General features: G+C 71.3%; 21 protein-coding genes. 18 read left to right on the forward strand and 3 right to left on the reverse strand.

Annotated elements, in window-relative coordinates; translation table 11 throughout:
* The first annotated feature begins 1 nt into the window (after position 1).
* The 5 genes from AC3IPY_RS14275 to AC3IPY_RS14295 all read left to right on the forward strand — a co-directional run bounded on the left by AC3IPY_RS14275 (position 2) and on the right by AC3IPY_RS14295 (position 4675).
* Positions 2 to 691, forward strand: coding sequence for a riboflavin synthase (locus AC3IPY_RS14275; protein WP_489184939.1), 690 nt, complete (start codon positions 2 to 4; stop codon positions 689 to 691).
* Positions 688 to 2037 carry a GTP cyclohydrolase II gene (gene ribA, locus AC3IPY_RS14280; RefSeq protein ID WP_489184940.1) on the forward strand — a complete coding sequence of 450 codons (1350 nt, stop codon included), beginning with the start codon at positions 688 to 690 and terminating at the stop codon, positions 2035 to 2037. The genes AC3IPY_RS14275 and ribA overlap by 4 nt, the downstream gene beginning before the upstream one ends.
* Entirely contained in the window at positions 2034 to 2504 is a 471-nt protein-coding gene (gene ribH, locus AC3IPY_RS14285) for a 6,7-dimethyl-8-ribityllumazine synthase (protein WP_489184941.1), read from the forward strand. Before ribA ends, ribH begins: the two co-directional genes overlap by 4 nt.
* Before the next feature lie 189 nt (positions 2505 to 2693).
* The gene (locus AC3IPY_RS14290) at positions 2694 to 3047 is read left to right on the forward strand and encodes a Fe-S protein (protein WP_489184942.1); all 354 of its coding nucleotides are present in this window, start codon (positions 2694 to 2696) and stop codon (positions 3045 to 3047) included.
* A 257-nt stretch (positions 3048 to 3304) separates the two neighbouring features.
* A complete protein-coding gene (locus AC3IPY_RS14295; RefSeq protein ID WP_489184943.1) occupies positions 3305 to 4675 on the forward strand; it encodes an MFS transporter in 1371 nt (456 codons plus the stop codon).
* Between the two features lie 220 nt (positions 4676 to 4895).
* On the opposite strand, the gene AC3IPY_RS14300 is transcribed toward AC3IPY_RS14295, so the two are convergent.
* Entirely contained in the window at positions 4896 to 5084 is a 189-nt protein-coding gene (locus AC3IPY_RS14300; RefSeq protein ID WP_489184944.1) for a hypothetical protein, read from the reverse strand.
* Here AC3IPY_RS14300 and AC3IPY_RS14305 point away from each other — a divergent pair.
* The gene (locus AC3IPY_RS14305; protein WP_489184945.1) at positions 5074 to 5445 is read left to right on the forward strand and encodes a four-helix bundle copper-binding protein; all 372 of its coding nucleotides are present in this window, start codon (positions 5074 to 5076) and stop codon (positions 5443 to 5445) included. The genes AC3IPY_RS14300 and AC3IPY_RS14305 overlap by 11 nt on opposite strands.
* Before the next feature lie 63 nt (positions 5446 to 5508).
* Here the strand turns inward: AC3IPY_RS14305 and AC3IPY_RS14310 are convergent, their stop codons facing one another.
* On the reverse strand, positions 5509 to 5850 hold the full coding sequence (locus AC3IPY_RS14310) for a hypothetical protein (protein WP_489184946.1): 342 nt from the start codon (positions 5848 to 5850) through the stop codon (positions 5509 to 5511).
* Positions 5851 to 6036: 186 nt separating this feature from the next.
* Here AC3IPY_RS14310 and AC3IPY_RS14315 point away from each other — a divergent pair, with 186 nt between their 5' ends.
* The 8 genes from AC3IPY_RS14315 (at position 6037) to AC3IPY_RS14350 (ending at position 14425) form a co-directional block, all read left to right on the forward strand.
* Positions 6037 to 6963: a pseudouridine-5'-phosphate glycosidase gene (locus AC3IPY_RS14315; protein WP_489184947.1), complete on the forward strand. Its 927-nt coding sequence runs from the start codon at positions 6037 to 6039 to the stop codon at positions 6961 to 6963.
* A gap of 76 nt (positions 6964 to 7039) precedes the next feature.
* Positions 7040 to 7924: a carbohydrate kinase family protein gene (locus AC3IPY_RS14320; protein WP_489184948.1), complete on the forward strand. Its 885-nt coding sequence runs from the start codon at positions 7040 to 7042 to the stop codon at positions 7922 to 7924.
* Positions 7925 to 8074: 150 nt separating this feature from the next.
* Positions 8075 to 8302 carry a hypothetical protein gene (locus tag AC3IPY_RS14325; protein WP_489184949.1) on the forward strand — a complete coding sequence of 76 codons (228 nt, stop codon included), beginning with the start codon at positions 8075 to 8077 and terminating at the stop codon, positions 8300 to 8302.
* Between the two features lie 73 nt (positions 8303 to 8375).
* Positions 8376 to 10283 carry an ABC transporter ATP-binding protein gene (locus AC3IPY_RS14330; RefSeq protein ID WP_489184950.1) on the forward strand — a complete coding sequence of 636 codons (1908 nt, stop codon included), beginning with the start codon at positions 8376 to 8378 and terminating at the stop codon, positions 10281 to 10283.
* A gap of 161 nt (positions 10284 to 10444) precedes the next feature.
* On the forward strand, positions 10445 to 11449 hold the full coding sequence (locus AC3IPY_RS14335) for an ABC transporter substrate-binding protein (RefSeq protein ID WP_489184951.1): 1005 nt from the start codon (positions 10445 to 10447) through the stop codon (positions 11447 to 11449).
* Complete coding sequence (locus tag AC3IPY_RS14340) at positions 11446 to 12489, forward strand: FecCD family ABC transporter permease (protein ID WP_489184952.1); 1044 nt, start codon at positions 11446 to 11448, stop codon at positions 12487 to 12489. Before AC3IPY_RS14335 ends, AC3IPY_RS14340 begins: the two co-directional genes overlap by 4 nt.
* 32 nt (positions 12490 to 12521) lie before the next feature.
* Positions 12522 to 13571 (forward strand): FecCD family ABC transporter permease, encoded by a 1050-nt coding sequence (locus tag AC3IPY_RS14345; protein WP_489184953.1) that lies wholly within the window; start codon positions 12522 to 12524, stop codon positions 13569 to 13571.
* Positions 13568 to 14425, forward strand: coding sequence for an ABC transporter ATP-binding protein (locus AC3IPY_RS14350; protein WP_489184954.1), 858 nt, complete (start codon positions 13568 to 13570; stop codon positions 14423 to 14425). The genes AC3IPY_RS14345 and AC3IPY_RS14350 overlap by 4 nt, the downstream gene beginning before the upstream one ends.
* 125 nt (positions 14426 to 14550) lie before the next feature.
* Here the strand turns inward: AC3IPY_RS14350 and AC3IPY_RS14355 are convergent, their stop codons facing one another.
* Complete coding sequence (locus AC3IPY_RS14355) at positions 14551 to 16443, reverse strand: phosphoenolpyruvate carboxykinase (GTP) (RefSeq protein ID WP_489184955.1); 1893 nt, start codon at positions 16441 to 16443, stop codon at positions 14551 to 14553.
* 139 nt (positions 16444 to 16582) lie between these two features.
* Here AC3IPY_RS14355 and AC3IPY_RS14360 point away from each other — a divergent pair, with 139 nt between their 5' ends.
* The 4 genes from AC3IPY_RS14360 to AC3IPY_RS14375 all read left to right on the forward strand — a co-directional run bounded on the left by AC3IPY_RS14360 (position 16583) and on the right by AC3IPY_RS14375 (position 20765).
* Entirely contained in the window at positions 16583 to 18025 is a 1443-nt protein-coding gene (locus AC3IPY_RS14360; RefSeq protein ID WP_489184956.1) for a helix-turn-helix domain-containing protein, read from the forward strand.
* A gap of 366 nt (positions 18026 to 18391) precedes the next feature.
* Positions 18392 to 18733 (forward strand): PadR family transcriptional regulator, encoded by a 342-nt coding sequence (locus AC3IPY_RS14365; protein ID WP_489184957.1) that lies wholly within the window; start codon positions 18392 to 18394, stop codon positions 18731 to 18733.
* Complete coding sequence (locus AC3IPY_RS14370) at positions 18730 to 19731, forward strand: permease prefix domain 1-containing protein (protein ID WP_489184958.1); 1002 nt, start codon at positions 18730 to 18732, stop codon at positions 19729 to 19731. The genes AC3IPY_RS14365 and AC3IPY_RS14370 overlap by 4 nt, the downstream gene beginning before the upstream one ends.
* Positions 19728 to 20765: a hypothetical protein gene (locus AC3IPY_RS14375; protein WP_489184959.1), complete on the forward strand. Its 1038-nt coding sequence runs from the start codon at positions 19728 to 19730 to the stop codon at positions 20763 to 20765. Before AC3IPY_RS14370 ends, AC3IPY_RS14375 begins: the two co-directional genes overlap by 4 nt.
* The last annotated feature ends 52 nt before the right edge of the window (positions 20766 to 20817 follow it).

Here is a 20817-nt window from a genome sequence, read left to right on the forward strand (position 1 = left end):
CATGTTCACCGGAATCATCGAAGAGCTCGGCACCATCGAGCGCGTCGAGCACACGAGCGACGCCGCGCGCATCACCGTGCGCGGCCCGCAGGCCGTCGAGGGCGCGAAGCACGGCGACTCGATCTCGGTGTCGGGCGTGTGCCTCACGGTCGTCGACTTCGACGACGAGCGCTTCACCGCCGACGTCATGGCGCAGACGCTCGCGATGTCGACCCTCGACGCCGTGGTCGCGGGGCGGGCCGTCAACCTCGAACGCGCCGCCCTCGTCGGCGACCGCCTCGGCGGGCACATCGTGCAGGGCCACATCGACGGCACCGCGACGGTGCTCGAGATCCGCCCGGGCGACGCGTGGCGCGTCATCCGCTTCTCGCTCGACGCGGCGCATGCACCGCTCGTGGTCGACAAGGGGTCGATCGCGGTCGACGGCGTCTCGCTCACGGTCAGCGGCCTCGGCGACGAGGCCGTCGGCTCATGGTTCGAGGTCTCGCTCATCCCCGAGACGCTCACGGCGACGACCCTCGGCGCACTCGAGGTCGGCGATCGGGTCAACATCGAGACCGACATCCTGGCCAGGCATGTCGAGCGGATGCTGCGCCTCGACGCGCATCGCACGCTGCCGTCGTCGCTCGGGGTCGGCGTCGGGTCGGCTGCCGGCGAACCCGAGACCTCATCGGTCGGAGGCGCACGATGAGCCTCGCGACGATCCCCGAGGTGCTCGACGCACTGCGCGCGGGCAAGCCCGTCATCGTGGCCGACGACGAGGGCCGCGAGAACGAGGGCGACGCGATCATGGCCGCCGAGTTCGCCACGCGCGAGTGGATCGCGTGGATGGTGCGCCACACGAGCGGCTACCTCTGCGCGCCCATGCCCAACGACTACGCCGACCGCCTCGAGCTGCCGCTCATGGTCGAGCGCAGCGAAGACCAGCGCGGCACGGCCTACACGATCACGGTGGATGCCTCGGACCGCACGTCCACCGGCATCAGCGCCTCCGACCGCGCGCACACCCTGCGCGTGCTGGCCGACCCCGAGTCCACGCCCGACCGGCTGATCCGGCCGGGGCACGTGATCCCGCTGCGCGCCGTCGACGGCGGCGTGCGCGAGCGCGGCGGCCACACCGAGGCGGCGGTCGATCTGCTCCGCCTCGCCGGGCTCGCCCCGGTCGGCGTCATCGGCGAGATCGTGACCGACGACGGCGACATGATGCGCCTGCCCGGCCTCATCGAGTTCGGCGCCCGCGAGGGGCTGCCGGTCACGACGGTCGCGGCGCTCGTGGAGTGGCTGCGCGACCAGCAGGCCGGCAGCGGGCTCCCCGACGGCACGGTGCTCGGCAGCGCGCTCGAGAGCACGCTCGGCACGCTCGGCGGCGTGATCACCGGCGTGCCCGAGTCCTCGCGCGTGCTCTTCGAGGTCGAGACGACGCTGCCGACCGTGCACGGCGAGTTCCGGGTGCGCGCCTACCGCGACCAGGAGACCGGCGCCGACCACGTGGCCATCATCGCGGGCGATCCGGCGGCCGATTCCGCGGGCGCGATCGTGCGCGTGCACTCCGAGTGCCTGACCGGCGAGGCCTTCGGCTCGCTGAAATGCGAGTGCGGGCCGCAGCTCGACGCCGCGCTCGGCGAGATCCGCGAGCACGGCGGCGTCGTCATCTACCTGCGCGGGCACGAGGGCCGGGGCATCGGCCTCATCAACAAGCTGCGCGCCTACCGCCTGCAGGAGGACGGGCTCGACACCCTCGACGCCAACGTCGCCCTCGGCCTGCCGGCCGACGCGCGCGACTACCGTGCGGCCAGCGCGATCCTCGCCGACCTCGGCGTCGACCACGTGCGGCTGCTCACGAACAACCCCGAGAAGGTGAGCCAGCTCGAGGCTCACGGCATCCGGGTCGACGAGCGGCTCCCGCTCGTCGTCGGCGTGGGCGCGATCAACAGCGCCTACCTCGAGACCAAGCGTCGCCGCATGGGCCACGCGATCGACGACGCCCAGCTCGCGGATGCCGCGGCCGAGGCCCTTCTGGAAGGACACGCATCATGAGCGGAGCAGGCTCCCCCACCCTCGACGTCGACGGCTCCGGCCTCGACATCGTCATCGTCGCCGGCAGCTGGCACGACGTCATCACCGACGCACTCATCGCCGGCGCGACGCGCACGCTCGAGGCATCCGGTGCCTCGTTCTCGCTCGTGCGGGTGCCGGGCAGCTTCGAGCTGCCCGTCGTCTCGAAGGCCGCGCTCGAGGCCGGCGCCGACGCGGTGGTCGCCCTCGGCGTGATCATCCGCGGCGGAACGCCCCACTTCGAATACGTCTCGGCGGCAGCGACCGACGGGCTTACGCGCGTCGCCCTCGACACCGGCAAGCCCGTCGGCTTCGGCGTGCTCACCCTCGACGACGAGCAGCAGGGCCTCGACCGGGCCGGACTGCCCGGCTCGAAGGAGGACAAGGGCCGCGAGGCGGCCGAGGCGGCCATCGCGACGGCACGTGCACTGCGAGCCGTCTGGAGCTGAGGCCTCCGCCGGTCGCGTAGCGACGGTTCAGACCGCTCGCCGATCGAGTAGCGACGGAGGAGCGTATCGAGACCTCCACGAGCAGGTCTCGATACGCTGCGCCACTCGACCGGCGAGTCGCACGCGGGCGCCCGAACTCAATCGTTCGATGGTCGACTTCGACAAGCCGTAGAACCTAGACTCGGCCCTATGGAGACCCTGCGCCACATCGTCCTGTTCGTGCACCTCATCGGCTTCGCGCTGCTCTTCGGCGCCTGGGCGGTCGAGGCGGTGAACCGACGCTACGGCGTGACCCGGCTCATGAACTGGGGCCTGCTGATCGCGGGTGTCGCCGGCCTCGCCCTCGCGGCTCCGTGGGGCATCGAGTACGACCTGAACTACGTCAAGATCGGCGTCAAGCTCGTCGTGCTGGTCGCGATCGGGGCGCTCATCGGCATCGGTTCGGCGCGCCAGCGCCGCAACGGGTCGGTCCCGCCCGCGATCTTCTGGTCGATCGGCGTGCTCACGGCGCTGAACGCGGCGATCGCCGTCATCTGGCGCTGATCGGTCCGACCCGACCAACCCTCCGAAGTCCCGAACGGCGGATGCCCCGGGCGCGTTCCCGCGCCGAGGCATCCGCCGTTCGTCGCACGGTGACCGCCGTTCACCGCTTCGAAGGCCCGATCCGGCACTCGCGCGCCGCCGACCGACGTAGGCTTTCGCGGTTGCCACAAGCGACGATTCCCCAGCCTCTCCGTGCACAGCCAGACCGACCGCCACGGATGCAGGCTCGTTCACCATCTCCGGAGTCCTCGCCAGCAATGTCTGCAAGCCCAGCGGCCACGACCGCATCCCCAGCACCGACCACCCCCGCCAACCCGCGCAGTCGCGTGGTGCTCGCGAGCCTCATCGGCACGACGATCGAGTTCTACGACTTCTACGTCTACGCCACGGCGGCGGTGCTCGTCTTCCCGCACCTGTTCTTCCCGACGGGCGACGCCACCACGGCACTGCTCTCCTCGTTCGCCGTCTTCGGCGCCGCCATGGTCGCCCGCCCGCTCGGCGCCATCGTCTTCGGACACCTCGGCGACAAGCACGGCCGCAAGGCCACGCTCGTCGGCGCGCTGCTCACGATGGGCATCGCGACGTTCCTCATCGGCCTGCTGCCGACCTACGCCCTCGTCGGCTGGCTGGCCCCGCTGCTGCTCGTGATCCTCCGCATCGCACAGGGCTTCGCGCTCGGCGGCGAGTGGTCGGGTGCCGCGCTCGTGGCCACCGAGAACGCGCCGAAGGGCAAGCGGGCCTGGTACGGCACCTTCCCGCAGCTCGGCGCGCCCATCGGCTTCATCATCGCGAACGGCCTGTTCCTCGTCATCGCCGCGGTGCTGCCGAGCGACGACCCGTCGATGCCCTCGCAGGCGTTCCTCGACTGGGGCTGGCGCATCCCGTTCCTGTTCTCGGTCGTCATGGTCATCGTCGGTCTCTGGGTTCGGCTGCGCCTCGTCGAGTCGACGGCGTTCACGAAGGCGTCCACGCAGGGCAAGCTGAAGAAGCTGCCGCTCGCGACCGTGTTCAGGAGCTACTGGAAGCAGCTCATCCTCGGCACGTTCTTCATGCTCGCGACCTACGTGCTCTTCTACCTGATGACCACGTTCTCGCTGAGCTACGGCCGCGCCCCGGTCGAGGCCGCCGACGGCGCCCTGCCCGGCCTCGGCTACTCCTACAGCACCTTCGTGCTCATGCTCATCGGCGGCGTGCTGTTCTTCGGCGCGTTCACCCTGATCTCGGGCCCGCTCGCCGACCGCTGGGGTCGTCGCAAGACGCTCATCTGGGTCACGCTCGGCATCATCGTGTTCGGCCTGCTCTGGGTTCCGCTGCTCGATGCGGGCTTCGCGGGCGTCATGATCTGGCTCGTCGTCGGCTTCTCTCTCATGGGCCTGACGTTCGGCCCGATGGGCGCGCTGCTGCCCGAGCTGTTCCCGACGAACGTGCGCTACACCGGATCCGGCATCTCGTACAACGTCTCGTCGATCCTCGGCGCCGCGGTCGCGCCCTTCATCGCGGTCGCCCTCTGGCAGGCCGGCGACGGCAGCCCGTTCTGGGTCGGCATCTACCTCTCGGTCATGGCGGTGCTCACGCTCATCGCCCTGCTGCTCTCGAAGGAGACGAAGGACGTCGACATCGACGCCTAGACATCACGATCGAGCGGATGTCGCGGCATCCGTCGTCACGAGGCGGGACGGGTGCTGCGGCATCCGCCCCGCCTTCGTCGGTTCTCGGGGTCTGTTCCCGGCATTGCAGGAAGATTCGCCGACACTCCCGGGGTACGGCGGTCGGCGACGCGGTGTGTCACTCGTTCTTCCTGCAACTCGGCCGGGCACCGTGGGCACCGTGGGCACCGTGGGCGAGCGTTCACATGAACGTCACGCCGAGCCCTTCACGCCCGGCCCGGGGCGACGTAACATTCCGTAACAGGGCAGCCGAGACATCCGCCGTCACCGGGTCGGCACTCGCGGCCCGGAAGAGCGAGCGTGCGATGAACATGACGATGGACATGATGAAGGGCGCGATGTCGTCGTCGGAGATGCCGATGAGCGGCATGGATCCGATGATGATGCAGGAATGCATGGAGGCCCTCTCGGCCTGCATGCAGGCGTGCGTGATGTGCGCCGACGCCGACGCCGCTGAGGGCATGGGCCGCTGCGCCTCGATGTGCTCGAACTGCGCCGACATGTGCGACACGATGATGCGGATGATGCTGCGCATGCACGGCTGGGACATGGCCGTGATGATGTCGATGATGCAGTCGACCACGATGATGGCTCGCGCCTGCTCGGCCGAGTGCATGATGCACGCCGAGATGAGCGAGCACTGCCGCATGTGCGCGATGGCCTGCGATCAGCTCGTCATGGCCATGGAGAAGATGATGGGCATGATGAGCGAGGCCATGCCGATGGCGTGAGGCCCGTCAGGCCGTCGAGCCGTCGGCGCGAGCGCGTCAGGCGTTCGCGACGGGGCTTCGGTCTCAGGCGTCGGCGACGCTGAAGCGCTGCGCGCCGGCGACGAGCACGCCGTAGACGCCGTGCAGCGCGATCGGGTCGCCGACCGCGAGCGCGCCCTCGAACGCGTCGTGCTGCCACACGCGCCGGATGCCGCCGTCGAGCGTCGCGAGCCAGGCGAACCCGGTCGTCTGGTCGACGGAGGTGACGATCGCATCGATCCACTTGCTCGCGGTGACCGCGGCGAGGCGCTCCTGCACGGCGTTCAGGCCGTGGCCCGCACGCTCGCTCGTGCACTCGGCCGCGTACTCGCAGCCGCGCATGCCCGTGACGGGCGTGGTGGCGGCGTGCGGCTCGCGGTGCGACATGAGGGCTCCTCGGGGTTGATGCGGTGCAGGCGACGATACGCTCGCGATCCGCGGATGTCGCGGGCCGACGTCACACGCGGAAACAGACGCCGGGCGCCGGGTCGCCGCGCCGCGCCGCGTGGCCGCGAACGGACGGGCCGCGCGTCCGACGCCCGCGCGTCGGACGCGGCTCCTACGATGACGGGCATGCAGACGCAGCCAGGTGACGCATCCGCCATCCGAGTGTCCGACGAGGTGCGCGACGCGCTCGAAGACGGCGAGGCGGTGCTCGCCCTCGAGTCGACCATCCTCACGCACGGGCTCCCGGCGCCGCGCAACCTCGAGGTCGGCATCGCCTCCGAGCAGCAGGTGCGCGACCTCGGCGTGATGCCCGCCACGATCGGCGTGGTCGACGGAGTTCCGGTCGTCGGCCTGTCCCCCGACGAGATCGAGCGGCTCTGCACGGCCGAGGGCGTCGTGAAGGCGAGCGTGCGCGACCTGCCGATCGCCCGAGCGAAGGGGCTTCACGCCGGCACCACGGTCGCGGCGACGGCGTGGCTCGCGCATCGCGCCGGCATCCGCGTGATGTCGACCGGGGGCCTCGGCGGCGTGCACCGCGGCGCGAGCGAGACGTTCGACGAGTCCGCCGACCTCGGCACGCTCGCCACGACGCCCATCACGCTCGTGAGCGCCGGCGTGAAGTCGATCCTCGACATCGGCGCGACGCTCGAGCGCCTCGAGACGCTGAACGTCCCGGTCGTCGGCTACCGTACCGACCGGTACCCGGCGTTCTACGTGACCGATTCGGGGTTCGCACTCGACTACCGCGTCGAGTCCCCGGCCGAGGTCGCGGCGCTGGCGCTCGCGCGCGACGGGCTCGGACTGCCGCAGGCCGTGCTCGTGGCGAATCCGGTCGATCGGGCGAAGCAGCTCGACCCCGTGTTCCACGATCGCGTGCTCGGTGAGGCGTTGGCCGCGGCATCCGCTCGGGGCATCGTCGGGCACGACACGACACCCTTCCTGCTCGAGTACGTGCAGCGCGCGACCGGCGGCGCGAGCCTCGAGGTCAACCTCGAGGTGTACCGCGGCAACGTCGCGCTCGGGGCGGAGATCGCGCGTGCCCTCGCCGGCTGAGGCGGACGGGGCTGTGGCCGGCCCGGTTGCGGCGGGCCCTGTTGCGGCGGGCCCTGCCGGGACGACGGGCGCCGGCGTGCTCGCCGTGGCCGGCGACCTCGTCGAAGACGTCGTGGTCTGGGCGAGCGAGCCCGTGCACCGGGCCACCGACACGGCCGCGCGGGTGTTCCGCGCCAGGGGCGGCAGCGCGGCGAACGTCGCGGCGCTCGCGGCCGGGCTGGTTCCCACGCGCTTCATCGGCCGGGTCGGAGCGGATGCCGCGGGCGATGCGCTCGTCGACGCGCTCGCCTCCGCCGGGGTCGACGTGCGCACCCAGCACTCCGGGCGCACGGGCACGGTCGTGCTGCTCGTCGACGTCGACGGCGAACGCACGATGTATCCCGACCGCGGCGCCTCCGCCGAACTCGAGGCGACGGATGCCGCGTGGCTCGACGGCGTCGGCCTGCTGCACCTGCCCGCCTACGGGTTCGAGCGCGAGCCCATGCGCGGCGAACTCGCCCGACTCGCGGCGCTCGGCCGCGCGAACGGCGCCCGCGTCTCGATCGACGCCTCGTCGACCGGGCTCCTCGAGGGGCTCGGCGTCGGGTTCGCCCTCGACCTCATGCGCGGCATCCGGCCCGACGTGCTCTTCGCCAACGAAGACGAGGCGGCGCTGCTCGGGCTGACGGGCGGCGGCCGGGTCGCGGCATCCGTCGCCCCGACCGTCGTGATCAAGCACGGCGCACTGCCCACCGATGTCATCGTCGACGGCGCGCTCGCGGCGCGCGTCGACGTGGCGCCCGTCACGGGCATCCGCGATCTCACCGGCGCGGGCGACGCGTTCGCGGCCGGGTACCTCGCGGCGAGCCTGCGCGGTGGGGACGCGGAGGCGGCGTGCCTCGCCGGGCATCGCTCCGCGGCATCCGTGCTGAGGAATCCGGGGGCGCACGCGGCCGCCACGGCCGGCCCGGGCGACTCGTGACGACCTTTTCCCGGCCGACGGCGCTTCGACGGGCCGCGCCAAACGTCATCACGCGACGAAAGGTCGTCACGCGACGTGGGTGCCGCGTGTGCGCGCCCGCTTCGTCAATCTGAGTTGACGTCGCGGCGCGCGTCAATTACGGTTGACGACATGGACGACACGACCCTCCGCACCGCGATCGCCGCGGCCGACGGCGACGACCCGTATCGGGCGCTCCGCGACCTGCACCATGCGCGCCTCGAGGTGAACCGCGAGCTCGACCGCGCCGAGGCCATCGCCGTGCGGCGGGCGCGCGCCGCGGGCTCGAGCTGGCAGCTCATCGCCCTCGCGCTCGAGGTCTCCAAGCAGGCGGTGCACAAGAAGTACGGTCGCAGCTGAGCGACGTAGGCTGTTCGGGGCGCACGCGGGACCCGGTCGGAACGACGGCCGCCGCACCGCCCAGGAAGAGACGATGAGCCAGACGCAGAACCGCACCGCCGGCACCGCCGGCGCCACTCCTCGACGCAGCCCCTTCTCACGCCCCGTGAAGACCGACGGACCCCGTGCGTCGTTCTCGCAGCTGCTGCCGTTCATCTTCGAGCACCGCCCGGTGCTGATCTGGGTGGCCGCGCTGTCGATCGTCGGCGCGCTCACGAGCCTCGCCCAACCGCTGCTCGTCAGCCAGGTCATCACGACGGTCGAGGCCGCCGAGCCGCTCGGCTGGATCGTCTGGGCGCTCATCGTGCTCGTCATCGTGAGCGGCGTGATCTCGGGGTACCAGCACTACCTGCTGCAGCGCACCGGCGAGGGCATCGTGCTCTCCAGCCGCAAGCGCCTCGTCGCCAAGCTCCTGCACCTGCCCATCTCCGAGTTCGACACGCGCCGCACCGGCGACCTCGTGTCGCGGGTCGGCAGCGACACCACGATGCTCCGCGCCGTGCTCACGCAGGGCCTCGTCGAGGCCATCGGCGGCACGGTCACGTTCATCGGCGCGCTCATCGCCATGCTCGTCATCGACCCCGTGCTGCTCGGGCTCACCGTGCTCGTGATCGCCGTGGCCGTCGTCACCGTCGTGCTGCTCTCGCAGCGCGTGCGCAGCGCCTCGCAGGCCGCGCAGGAGAAGGTCGGCGACGTCGCGGCCTCCGTCGAGCGCGCCATCGGCGCCGTGCGCACGATCCGCGCCGCCGGGGCGACCGAGCGCGAGACGCGCACCATCGACGGCGAGGCCGAGGGCGCCTGGCAGATGGGCGTCAACGTCGCGAAGATCTCGGCGCTCATCGTGCCGGTCGCGGGCATCGCCATGCAGGTCTCGTTCCTCGTCGTGCTCGGCGTGGGCGGTTTCCGCGTGGCATCCGGCGCCATCACGGTCGCGAACCTCGTGGCGTTCATCCTCTTCCTGTTCATGATGATCATGCCGCTCGGCCTGTTCTTCGGCGCGATCACCTCGGTCAACCAGGCGCTCGGCGCCCTCGGCCGCATCCAGGAGATCCTCGACCTGCCCGATGAAGACGAGCACGACCGCGACCTCGCGCCGCTCGCGCTCATGGTCGGCGACGCGAACGCGGGCGTCATGCCCGAGGCCGCGGCGATCTCGCTCGACGACGTGCACTTCGCGTACGCGGCCACGCGCAGCGACCCCGCCGACCCCGACAACGACTCGGCCGACGAGCACCTGCCCGAGCCCTCGGTCACCGATCGGCAGCCGGTGCTGCGCGGGGTCTCGTTCGAGGTGCCGCGCGGGCAGCGCGTCGCCCTCGTCGGCCCCTCGGGCGCGGGCAAGTCGACGATCCTCGCCCTCATCGAGCGCTTCTACGACCCCTCGGTCGGCGCGGTGCGCATGGGCGGCCTCGACCTGCGCTCGCTCGACCGCACCGAGCTGCGCGCGCAGATCGGCTACGTCGAGCAGGACGCCCCCGTGCTCGCCGGAACCCTGCGCGAGAACCTCCTGCTCGGCAGCCCCGACGCCACCGACGAGGAGTGCGAGCACGTGCTGCGCGCCGTGAACCTCGGCGCGGTGCTCGATCGCGACCCCGCCGGGCTCTCGGCAGCCGTCGGCGACGACGGCATCATGCTCTCGGGCGGCGAGCGCCAGCGCCTCGCCATCGCTCGGGCGCTGCTCGCGGCACCGCCGATCCTGCTGCTCGACGAGTCGACCTCCTCGCTCGACGGCGTCAACGAGCGCATGATGCGCGAGGCGATCGACCAGGTCTCCGCCGGGCGCACGCTCATCGTCATCGCGCACCGCCTCTCGACCGTCATCGACTCCGACCGCATCGTCGTGCTCGACGACGGGCGCGTCATCGGCGAGGGCACGCACGCCGAGCTCGTGGCATCCGTGCCGCTGTACCGGGAGCTCGCCGAGCACCAGCTGCTCGTCTGAGCGCGCCCGTCGCACCCGTCTGAGCGAGCGGATGCCGCGGGCCGGCCCTGCCCTCGGCCGCGCGCCCGCGGGCGCGCCCGTCGACCCGCATGCGAACGTCACACGGAGCATCGGCATGAGTAAGCTAAGGCTAACCTCACCGAATTCCGAAGGGTTCCCCCATGCGCCGACGCCGTCTTCCCTCCCTCGCCGCCATCGCAGCAGGCACGATCCTCCTCACCGGCTGCGCCGCCGGCGCGACCGCCGAAGGCGGCGGAAGCGGCGGCGACGAAGCCTGGTCGTACGTGTCCGGTGACGGCGAGACGTACACGGCCGATGCCGTTCCCACCCGCATCATCGCGCACGCGTACGCCGCCAAGGCGCTGATGGAATTCGGCATCACCCCCGTCGGCATCTACGCCGACGGTCCGATCAGCGCAGACGTCGGGCTCCAGGGCGCCGACTTCGACGGCATCGAGATCCTCGGCGAGGAGTGGGGCAAGATCGACGTCGAGCAGGCCGCGTCGCTCGCACCCGACCTGATCGTCGGCGACTGGTGGCCCGCCGAAGAGGCCTACAGCGGCCTCGAGGGCGGGGTCGAGGAGGCGAGCAAGAAGCTCGGCGATCTCGCGCCCGTCGTCGGCTCCTCGCAGGGCGACTCCATCGTCGGCCTCATCGAGGGGTACGCCGATCTCGCCGAATCGCTCGGTGCCGACCCCGAGGTCATCGACGAGGCGCAGGCCGAGTTCGAGGCATCCGTCGACCGCTTCGAAGCGGCGACCGCAGCCAAGCCGGGGCTCACCGCACTCGCGATCAGCCCCTACGACACGACCTACGCGGTCGCCGTGCCCGAGTACGCTCCCGAGCTGCTCGACTTCCAGCGATGGGGCCTCGACGTGATCGTGCCCGAGACCCCCGACCCCGACTTCCCGTACTGGCAGTCGCTGAGCTTCGAGAACGCCGACACCTACCAGCCCGACCTCCTGCTCTTCGACGACCGCAACCACCCGGGTGGCCTCGAGACCCTCGCGGCGCAGCCGATCGCGAAGGACATCGCCGCCTTCGCGGCCGGCGCGACGACGACCTGGCCGGCCTACTGGCTGCACACCTACTCGGACTACGCCGCAGAGCTCGACCGCCTCGCCGACGTGATCGAGGGGGCAGACGAGAACGTCGGCTCCGAGTGACGACGACGCTCGACGCCGGCCGGGCGCGCGCGACGGGCGTCCGGCGAGCGGGCCTGGTCGGCGGCCTCGTCGCGGCGCTGCTCGGGCTCGCCGTGCTGAGCGCGGCGAGCGTCGTGCTCGGCTCCCGGTCGATCGGCCTCGACGTGTTCTCCCAGCTCTTCGGCGACGGCCCAGGGTCGACCGACCTCACGGTGATCCGCGAGATGCGCGTGCCGCGCACGCTGCTCGGCATCGCGGCCGGAGCCGCGCTCGCACTGGGCGGCGTGCTCCTGCAGGGCGTCGCCCGCAATCCCCTCGCGGATCCCGGCGTCATGGGCATCAACGCGGGGGCCGCCGCGGCGATCGTCGTCGCGGTCGTCCTGTCCGGCACGCAGGCCGCGGCGTCGTCGTACGTCTGGTTCGCGTTCCTCGGCGCGGGCGTCGCGACCGTGCTCGTCTACGCGATCGCCGCCGTCGGGCGCGACGGGGCGACCCCGGTCAAGCTCGCACTCGCGGGCGCCGCGGTGACCGCCTGCTTCACGTCGGTGACCTCCGCCCTCGTGCTCTCGAACATCGACGCGCTGAATGAGCTGCGCGTCTGGCAGGTCGGCGCGCTCGCCGGTCGGTACTGGCCGGTGCTCCTGCAGCTCGCGCCGTTCTTCGCCGTCGGCATCCTCGCGGCCCTCGCACTCGGTCGGGCCCTCAACACGCTCGCGATGGGCGACGATCTCGCCCACGCGCTCGGCATGCGCGTCGGACGCACGCGGGCCCTCGTCTTCGTCGTCGTGACCGTGCTCTGCGGCGTCGCGACGGCGGCCTGCGGGCCGATCGTGTTCCTCGGCCTCATGGTCCCCCACCTCGCGCGTCTCATCTGCGGGCCCGACTATCGCTGGATCCTCGTCTACTCGCTCGTCCTCGGCCCGATCGTGCTGCTCGCCTGCGACCTCCTCGGTCGTCTCGTCGCCGGCCCCGGCGAGGTCGCCGTGGGCGTCGTGCTCGGTGTCGTCGGCGCACCGGTCTTCGTCGCGCTCGTGCGCCTGCGCCGGGTGGTGGAACTGTGACCTCGACGACGCACCTCGAGGAGGCCGCCCCCATGCCGACGCCAGGCACCGACGCCGGTGGCGGCGCATGGGGCCGCGATCGGCGCTCGCGCCGCCGCCGGGTGGTGTGGACGTGCACCCTGCTCGGCGTGCTCGTCGCCCTGCTGTTCGTCGTGTCGATGATGCTCGGCAGCTTCGTGCTCAGCCCATGGCAGGTGGTCTCGGGAGCACTCGGCATCGGCGAAGACGGATCGGCGACGTTCATCGTGCAGGAGCTCCGCCTCCCGCGCGCGACCGCCGCGGTGCTCGTGGGCATCGCGCTCGGGCTCTCCGGAACGATGTTCCAGCGCGTGCTCGGAAACCCGCTCGCCTCGCCCGACTTCCTCGGCGTCTCGTCTGGCGCGAGTGGTGCGGCCGTCGCCGGCATCGTGCTGTGGGGCGTGTCCGGGCCGACGCTGTCGATCCTGTCGGTCGTCGGCGCGCTCGTCACGGCCGCCGCGATGATGCTGCTGGCCGCCAAGGGCGGGCTCAGCGGCTACCGGTTCATCCTCGTGGGCATCGGCATCGCCGCGATGATGACCTCGGTGACGACCTGGCTCCTCTCCCGCGCCGAGGTGACCGACGCCCGCGAGGCGACCACCTGGCTCATCGGATCGGTCGGCATGGCCGACGGCTCCGACCTCGCCGCCCTCGCCATCGCGATCGCGCTCTTCGTGCCCGCGGCTCCCCTCGTCGCGCGTCTTCTGCACGCGCTCGAGCTCGGCGGCGACACCGCGAGATCGCTCGGATCCCGGCTCGGACCCGACCGGTTCGTCGTCATGGCGGTCGGCACCGTGCTCGTCGCGCTCGCGACCGCCGCGGCGGGCCCCATCGCGTTCGTCGCGCTCATGGCCGGCCCCATCGCCGCCGCGGTGCTCGGACGCGGCGGGCAGAGCCTGATCGCGGCGGGCCTCGTCGGCGCGCTGGTCGTGCAGGTCTCCGACCTCGCCGCTCAGCACCTCATGCCCGTGCCGATCTCGACCGGCGTCGTGACCGGGTTCATCGGCGCACCGTACATCGTCTGGCTCATCGTGAGCGGCAATCGGAAGGAGAGCGCAGGATGACCTCCCCACCACCCGCGCCGCACGACGAACGACCCGAGCCGCAGAGGCGACCCGAGCCGCACCACGCACTCGAGATCGACGATCTCTCGCTGGGCTACGGCGAGCGCCTCGTCGTCGAGCGCGTCACCACGTCGATCCCGGCCGGGCGCATCACGGCCGTGATCGGCGCGAACGCCTCGGGCAAGTCGACGCTGCTCCGCGGGGTCGCGCGCCTGCTGCGCCCGAGGTCGGGCGCCGTGCTGCTCGACGGGCAGCCGGTCGAGCGGCTCGCGCCCTCGACGGCGGCACGCCTCATCGGCCTGCTGCCGCAGTCGCCCGCCGCGCCCGACGGCATCACGGTCGGCGACCTCGTCGGCCGCGGCCGCTATCCGCACCAGGGGTGGTTCCGCCGTTGGAACGACGCCGACGAGCGCGCGGTCGACTCGGCGCTCGCGGCCACGGGTACGACCGAGCTCGTCGGCCGTCGTCTCTCCGAGCTGTCGGGCGGCCAGCGCCAGCGCGTCTGGATCGCGATGGCCCTCGCGCAGGAGACCGACGTGCTCCTGCTCGACGAGCCGACGACCTTCCTCGACCTCAACCACCAGATCGAGGTGCTCGACCTGCTCGTCGACCTGAACCGCGAACGCGGCACGACGATCGTGATGGTGCTGCACGAACTGAACCTGGCCTGCCGGTACGCCGACCATGTCATCGCGATGAAGCACGGGCGCATCGCGGTCGAAGGGCGCCCCTGCGACGTCATCGACCAGGCCGTCATCGAGGACGTGTTCGACCTCTCCTGCGAGGTCGTCCCAGATCCCCGCAGCGGCACGCCGATGGTCGTGCCGCTCGGTCGGCACCGGCTCGCGGGCTGACGGGCGCCGGAGCGGGCGCCGGCAGGCAGACGGATGCCCCGGACGAGCGCGCATTCCCGTACGCGCCCTCCGGGGCATCCCAACGAGGGATCGAGCGGCTTGGAGCGTCGCCCGACCCCCGTGCGCTACTCCTGGTGTTCCAGGTGGTAGCGCAGGCTTGCGAGCTCCGCGCGCAGGGCGGCCGGCACCCGGTCGCCGAACTGCGCGAAGTACTCGTCGGTGAGGTCGCACTCGGCCAGCCACGAGGCGCGGTCGACGTCGAAGAGCTGCTCGAGCGCGGCATCCGTGATCTCGAGCCCGTCGAGATCGAGTGAACCGGATGCCGGGAGCAGGCCGATCGGCGTCTCGGAGACCTCCGCGGTGCCTTCGACGCGACCGACGATCCACTCGAGCACGCGCGAGTTCTCGCCGAACCCGGGCCACAGGAACGAGCCGTCGTCGCCCTTGCGGAACCAGTTCACCTGGAAGATCTTCGGGGCGTTCGTGCCGAGCAGGCGGCCCATCTTGACCCAGTGGCTCCAGTAGTCGGCCATGTTGTACCCGCAGAACGGGAGCATGGCGAACGGGTCGCGGCGGAGCTCGCCGACGGTGCCCTCGGCCGCGGCCGTCTTCTCGGACGAGATGGTCGCGCCCATGAACACGCCGTGCTTCCAACTGCGGGCCTCGGCCACGAGCGGCACGTTCGTCGCGCGACGACCGCCGAAGAGGATCGCGTCGATGGGCACGCCGTCGTGGGCGTCCCAGTCGTCGGAGATCTGCGGGCACTGGTCGGCGGCGACCGTGAAGCGCGAGTTCGGGTGCGCCGCGGGGCGGCCCGATGCCGGCGTCCAGGGGTTGCCCTCCCAGTCGGTCAGCTCGGCGGGCGCATCGTCGGTGAGCCCCTCCCACCAGACGTCGCCGTCGGGGCGCAGGGCCACGTTCGTGAAGATCGTGTTGCCCCAGAGCGTCGCGACCGCGGTCGGGTTGGTCGACGCACCGGTTCCGGGGGCGACGCCGAAGAAGCCGGCCTCGGGGTTGATCGCATAGAGGCGGCCGTCGGCGCCGGGGCGCATCCAGGCGATGTCGTCGCCGATGGTCTCGACGCGCCATCCGGGGATCGTCGGCTGCAGCATCGCGAGGTTCGTCTTGCCGCACGCCGACGGGAACGCCGCGGCCACGTGGTAGGCGCGCCCCTCGGGCGAGGTGATCTTGATGAGCAGCATGTGCTCGGCGAGCCAGCCCTCGTCGCGCGCCATGACGCTGGCGATGCGCAGCGCGAAGCACTTCTTGGCGAGCAGGGCGTTGCCGCCGTAGCCCGAGCCGTACGACCAGATCTCGCGCGAGTCGGGGAACTGCACGATGTACTTCGTCTCGTTGCAGGGCCAGTCGACCTCGGCGACGCGGTGGCCGACGCCGTCGACGAGCGGGTGGCCGACCGAGTGCACGGTGCGCACCCACGGGTCGCCGGCCTCGATGAGCCGGTAGACCTGCTCGCCCATGCGCGTCATGATGCCCATCGAGAGCACGACGTAGGGCGAGTCGGTGATCTCGACGCCGAGCTGGCTGATCGGCCCGCCGAGCGGACCCATCGAGAACGGCACGACGTACATCGTGCGCCCCTTCATCGAGCCGTCGAACACGTCGTCGAGCTCGCCGCGCATGGCCTTCGGGTCGCGCCAGTTGTTCGTGGGGCCGGCGTCCTCCTCGTACGTGGAGCAGATGAACGTGCGGTCCTCGACCCGGGCCACGTCGCGCGGGTCGGTGCGCGCGAGGTAGCTGTTCGGACGCCACTCGGGGTTCAGCTTGATGAGGCTGCCGTCGGCGACCATCTGCTTGGTGAGCACGTCGGCCTCGTGCTTCGAGCCGTCGCACCAGACGATCGCATCGGGCTTGGTGAGCGCGGCGATCTCGGCGACCCAGGCGCGCAGGTCGGGGTCGGTCGTGCCGTGCGCGGGGACGACATCGGTGGCGCGGGCGTCAGTGCCGGTGACGGATGCCGCGACGGATGCCTCGGTGCCGGCGAACTCGGAGATGGTCATCGTCGTCCCTTCTGTGGGTCCGGCTCTCGCGATGTGCGAGCCCCGGAATGGGTTCGTGTTTCCAGAATGCGTCGAAACACGACATCTGGATGACCAAATCGAGCGTTAAGAATCGCTCTTCTTTCGATAGGCTTAAGGCATGAAGGCCGGCACCCCCGATCTCGCGACCCTCGGTCAGCGCATCCGCCATTTCCGCGGCGAGCGCGGCATGACGCTCGACCAGACCGGAGAGGCGGTCGGCCTCGCCGGCTCGCAGCTCTCGCTCATCGAGAACGGCAAGCGCGAGCCCAAGCTCTCCACGCTCGACGCGCTCGCGACCGCGTTCGGCATCGGGCTCGGCGACCTGCTCTCCCCCGAGGCGCCGAGCGCCCGAGCCGCACTCGAGCTCGAGTTGGGCCGCGCGCAGACGAGTCCGTTGTACGCGAGCCTCGGGCTGCCGCCGATCCGGCCGGGCCGCGGCATCTCCGACGAGGCGCTCGAGGCCATCGTCGGCCTGCATCGCGAGCTGCAGCGGCGCGCGAGCGAGGCGATCGCCACGCCAGAGGAGGCGCGGCGCGCCAACACCGACCTGCGCGAGCGCATGCGCGCCCAGGCCAATTACCTGCCCGACATCGAGCAGCTCGCCGAAGACCAGGTGCGCGCCGCGGGCCACCGCACGGGCGCCGTGACCCACCGCGAGGTGAGCGTCATGGCCGAGCGGCTCGGCTTCCAGCTCATCTACGTCAACGACCTGCCAGATTCCACCCGCTCGATCACCGACCTCGAGAACGGGCGCATCTACCTGCCGCCGGCGTCGATCCCCGGCGGCCACGGCCTGCGCTCGATGGCACTGCAGGCCATGGCGCACCGGCTGCTCGGGCACCAGCCGCCCGCCAGCTACGACGAGTTCCTCTGGCAGCGCCTCGAGATCAACTACTTCGCCGCCGCGTGCCTGATGCCGCGCGAGGCATCCGTCGCCTTCCTGCAGCAGGCCAAGAAAGAGAAGCGGCTCGCCATCGAGGACTTCCGCGACGCGTTCGGCGTCACGCATGAGGCCGCGGCGCTGCGCTTCACGAACCTCGGCACCTCGCATCTCGACATGACCGTGCACTTCCTGCGGGTCGCCGGCGACGGCGCGCTGCTCAAGGGCTACGAGAACGACGGGCTGCCGCTGCCGACCGACGTCACCGGCTCGATCGAGGGCCAGTGGGTGTGCAAGAAGTGGAGCGCCCGCACCGCGTTCGAGCACACGAACCGCACGACCGAGAACTACCAGTACACCGACACCCCGGCCGGCACCTTCTGGTGCGCGACCCAGACCGGGCGAACGGATGCCGCGGAGTTCTCGATCTCGGTCGGCGTGCCGTTCGCCCAGGCGAAGTGGTTCCGCGGGCGCGAGACGACGCTGCGGGCCGTGTCGACCTGCCCCGACGAGGCCTGCTGCCGTCGGGCGCCGGGCGGGCTCGCCGAGCGCTGGGCCGGACGCGCCTGGCCGAGCGCGCGCCTGCACGCGCATGTGCTCTCGCCGCTGCCGTCGGGCACGTTCCCGGGTGTCGACGACGCCGAGGTGTACGAGTTCCTCGAGGCGCACGCCGACCAGTAGCGCCATTTCACAATTCAGGAACATCCCGCATTATGCGGGTGCATGTCGGGCCGGAAACATGGTCGGACCGTATTTCCGCGGCATCCGGTCCTGAATCATGGTCAACGCACGTCCGCCCTGCGGCATCCGGTCCTGAATTGTGATCGACGCACGAGCCCGAGCCCGAGCGCACGCCGTCCAGTAGCCCCATTCTTCAGAATTCAGGAACATAGCGGATTATGCGGGCGTGCGTGGCGGCGGAAACATGGTCGGACCGTATTTCCGCGGCATCCGTTCCTGAATTACGAACCCTGCTCACACGGTGATATCCGTCGCACCATGAAGTCTCTGTTGCAATAGTGTGAGTCACACAGTATCGTGTGACGCATGAACCCCGACGAGACGACCGTCGCGCACCTGCAGGAGCTGCGCCGCGGCACCGTCGTGCTCGCGTGCCTGGTGCGCCTGCGCACGCCCGACTACGGCTACGCCCTGCTCGAGTCGCTGAACGGCCTCGGCATCCTGGTCGACGCGAACACGCTCTACCCCCTGCTTCGACGACTCGAGAAGCAGGGGCTGCTCACGAGCGAGTGGAACACCGACGAGGCCCGCCCCCGCAAGTTCTACCGCACGAGCCCCACCGGCGACGCCCTCGCGATCGCCCTCATGGCCGACTGGCGACGCATCGACGACGCCCTCGGCGCGATCACCTCTGGAGACGAATCATGACCACCCTGACCGACCGGTACGTGTGGGCCGCCGCCCGCACCGTGCCCGTGAGCCAGCGCGACGACCTCGACCGCGAACTGCGCGAGCGCATCGGCGACGCGACCGACGCGATGATCGAGACGGGCGTCGCGCCCGCCGATGCCGAGCGCGCGGCGCTCACCGAGCTGGGCGACCCGGCGGTGCTCGCCGCGCAGTACGTCGATCGCCCGCTGCAGCTGATCGGGCCGAAGTACTACCTGACCTGGCTGCGCCTGCTGAAACTGCTGCTCGCCATCGTGCTGCCGTGCGCCGTGCTCGGCGTCACGATCGCCCAGGTCATCGACGGGGCGAACATCGGCGGCATCATCGGCGCCTCGATCGGCATCGTCATCTCGGTCGGCGTGCACCTCGTCTTCTGGACGACGCTCGTCTTCGCGATCCTCGAGCGCAACCCCGTCGCCGCGGGGCAACGGGGCATCGACGCGGCCTGGACCCTCGACATGCTCCCGGCTCTCCCGGAGCCGGCGAAGTCGTCGCGGCGAGGCGAGCTCATCGCGTCGCTCGTGTTCCTCGTGCTCTTCGCCGTCGTGCTCGTGGCGCAGCAGTTCGGCATCCCGTGGGTCGACCCGCTCGTCTCGATCCCGATCCTGGACCCCGCGCTCTGGAGCTTCTGGCTGCCGTACTTCCTCGTGCTCATCGTCGCCGAGATCCTCTTCGCGATCCTGCTCTACGCCCGGGGGTGGAACTGGTGGCTCGCCGCCGCCAACCTCGCGCTGAACATCGCGTTCACGGTGCCGGCGCTCTGGCTGTTCCTCACCGGGCAGCTCATCAACCCGGCTGCGCTCGAGGCGATGCAGTGGCCGTGGGGCGACGCCGGCCCGATCATCGTCGCCATCATCGTGACCGTCGTGGTCGCGGCATCCGCGTGGGACGTCATCGACGGCGGCGTCAAGGCGTATCGGGCAGGGCGCACGGCCCCCGCGGCCACGGCCACGACGACCTCGGGTGCGACGGCATGAACGACGGCAGGAAGGTGCACGAGATGGCCCCCATGACCGAGCTCACCGACCGCTACGTCATCGCGGCGTCGCGCAGCCTGCCCCGACGGCACGGACGCGAGTTCGCCCGCGAACTCGAGGAGCGCATCCGCGACGACATCGGGGCTCGCGTCGCCTCGGGCGCCTCGACCCCGCAGGCGGCCGAGTTCGACGCGCTGGCCGCACTCGGCGACCCGGCCAGGCTCGCGGCCCGCTACGCGGACCGCCCGCCGATGCTCATCGGCCCGCGCTGGTACGCCGCGTGGAAGCGCGTGCTCACCATCGTCGAGTGGAGCGTCGTGCCCGCGGTCACCGGCGCATTCCTGCTCGCCCAGTTCATCGAGGGCGAGACCGACCCCGGCCTCATCGGCCGCACGTGGTTCGTGCTGCTCACCACCGGCATCTACATCGCCTTCTTCACGACCGTGGTCTTCGCCGCGATCGATCGCGCCCCCGCCGAGCAGGTCGAGGAGGCCGAGTGGTCGCCGGCGAGCCTGCCGGCGGTCTCGGAGCCCACTCGTTACGAGCGGCGCATCGGCCTGATCTCCGCGCTCGCGTGGCTCGCTGTCATCGTCGTGCTCCTGCTCTGGCAGCAGTTCGGTCCGAGCCGCTGGGGTGACACCGACGGCATCCTGCCGGTGCTCGATCCGTCGCTGTGGTCGTTCTGGCTGCCGTACTTCCTCGTGCTCGTCGCGCTCGAGGCGGGCATGGCCGTATGGATCTTCCGTGCGGACTGGACCTGGCCCGCCGCGGCCGCGAATGTCGTGCTCGACCTCGCCTGGGCGGTTCCGTCGATCTGGCTGATCGTCACGGGGCAGCTATTCGCGCCCGGATTCGTCGAGCTGTTCGAGGCGAACCTCGACGCCGACGCGCAACAGGTGCTGCCGATCCTGCTCGTCGCGGGCATCGTCGCCGGGGCGCTCACCGACGCGATCCTCGGCGTGGTGCACGCGGGTCGCGCCGGTCGACGGCGGGAACTCGGCCTCGCTCGCACGGGGGCGCCCGCGCAGGACTGAACGGCACGGCTCGAGCGAGCGGATGTCGCGGCATCCGCTCGCTCGACGCGTC

The organism is Agromyces sp. GL_144 (assembly GCF_057834305.1).

Excerpts from the sequence above, each read along its gene's own strand:
- AC3IPY_RS14275 (WP_489184939.1), top strand. The coding sequence starts at position 2 with ATGTTCACCGGAATCATCGAAGAGCTCGGCACCATCGAGCGCGTCGAG.
- ribA (WP_489184940.1), top strand. The coding sequence starts at position 688 with ATGAGCCTCGCGACGATCCCCGAGGTGCTCGACGCACTGCGCGCGGGC.
- ribH (WP_489184941.1), top strand. The coding sequence starts at position 2,034 with ATGAGCGGAGCAGGCTCCCCCACCCTCGACGTCGACGGCTCCGGCCTC.
- AC3IPY_RS14290 (WP_489184942.1), top strand. The coding sequence starts at position 2,694 with ATGGAGACCCTGCGCCACATCGTCCTGTTCGTGCACCTCATCGGCTTC.
- AC3IPY_RS14295 (WP_489184943.1), top strand. The coding sequence starts at position 3,305 with ATGTCTGCAAGCCCAGCGGCCACGACCGCATCCCCAGCACCGACCACC.
- AC3IPY_RS14305 (WP_489184945.1), top strand. The coding sequence starts at position 5,074 with ATGAGCGGCATGGATCCGATGATGATGCAGGAATGCATGGAGGCCCTC.
- AC3IPY_RS14300 (WP_489184944.1), bottom strand. The coding sequence starts at position 5,084 with ATGCCGCTCATCGGCATCTCCGACGACGACATCGCGCCCTTCATCATG.
- AC3IPY_RS14310 (WP_489184946.1), bottom strand. The coding sequence starts at position 5,850 with ATGTCGCACCGCGAGCCGCACGCCGCCACCACGCCCGTCACGGGCATG.
- AC3IPY_RS14315 (WP_489184947.1), top strand. The coding sequence starts at position 6,037 with ATGCAGACGCAGCCAGGTGACGCATCCGCCATCCGAGTGTCCGACGAG.
- AC3IPY_RS14325 (WP_489184949.1), top strand. The coding sequence starts at position 8,075 with ATGGACGACACGACCCTCCGCACCGCGATCGCCGCGGCCGACGGCGAC.
- AC3IPY_RS14330 (WP_489184950.1), top strand. The coding sequence starts at position 8,376 with ATGAGCCAGACGCAGAACCGCACCGCCGGCACCGCCGGCGCCACTCCT.
- AC3IPY_RS14335 (WP_489184951.1), top strand. The coding sequence starts at position 10,445 with ATGCGCCGACGCCGTCTTCCCTCCCTCGCCGCCATCGCAGCAGGCACG.
- AC3IPY_RS14345 (WP_489184953.1), top strand. The coding sequence starts at position 12,522 with ATGCCGACGCCAGGCACCGACGCCGGTGGCGGCGCATGGGGCCGCGAT.
- AC3IPY_RS14350 (WP_489184954.1), top strand. The coding sequence starts at position 13,568 with ATGACCTCCCCACCACCCGCGCCGCACGACGAACGACCCGAGCCGCAG.
- AC3IPY_RS14355 (WP_489184955.1), bottom strand. The coding sequence starts at position 16,443 with ATGACCATCTCCGAGTTCGCCGGCACCGAGGCATCCGTCGCGGCATCC.
- AC3IPY_RS14360 (WP_489184956.1), top strand. The coding sequence starts at position 16,583 with ATGAAGGCCGGCACCCCCGATCTCGCGACCCTCGGTCAGCGCATCCGC.
- AC3IPY_RS14365 (WP_489184957.1), top strand. The coding sequence starts at position 18,392 with ATGAACCCCGACGAGACGACCGTCGCGCACCTGCAGGAGCTGCGCCGC.
- AC3IPY_RS14370 (WP_489184958.1), top strand. The coding sequence starts at position 18,730 with ATGACCACCCTGACCGACCGGTACGTGTGGGCCGCCGCCCGCACCGTG.
- AC3IPY_RS14375 (WP_489184959.1), top strand. The coding sequence starts at position 19,728 with ATGAACGACGGCAGGAAGGTGCACGAGATGGCCCCCATGACCGAGCTC.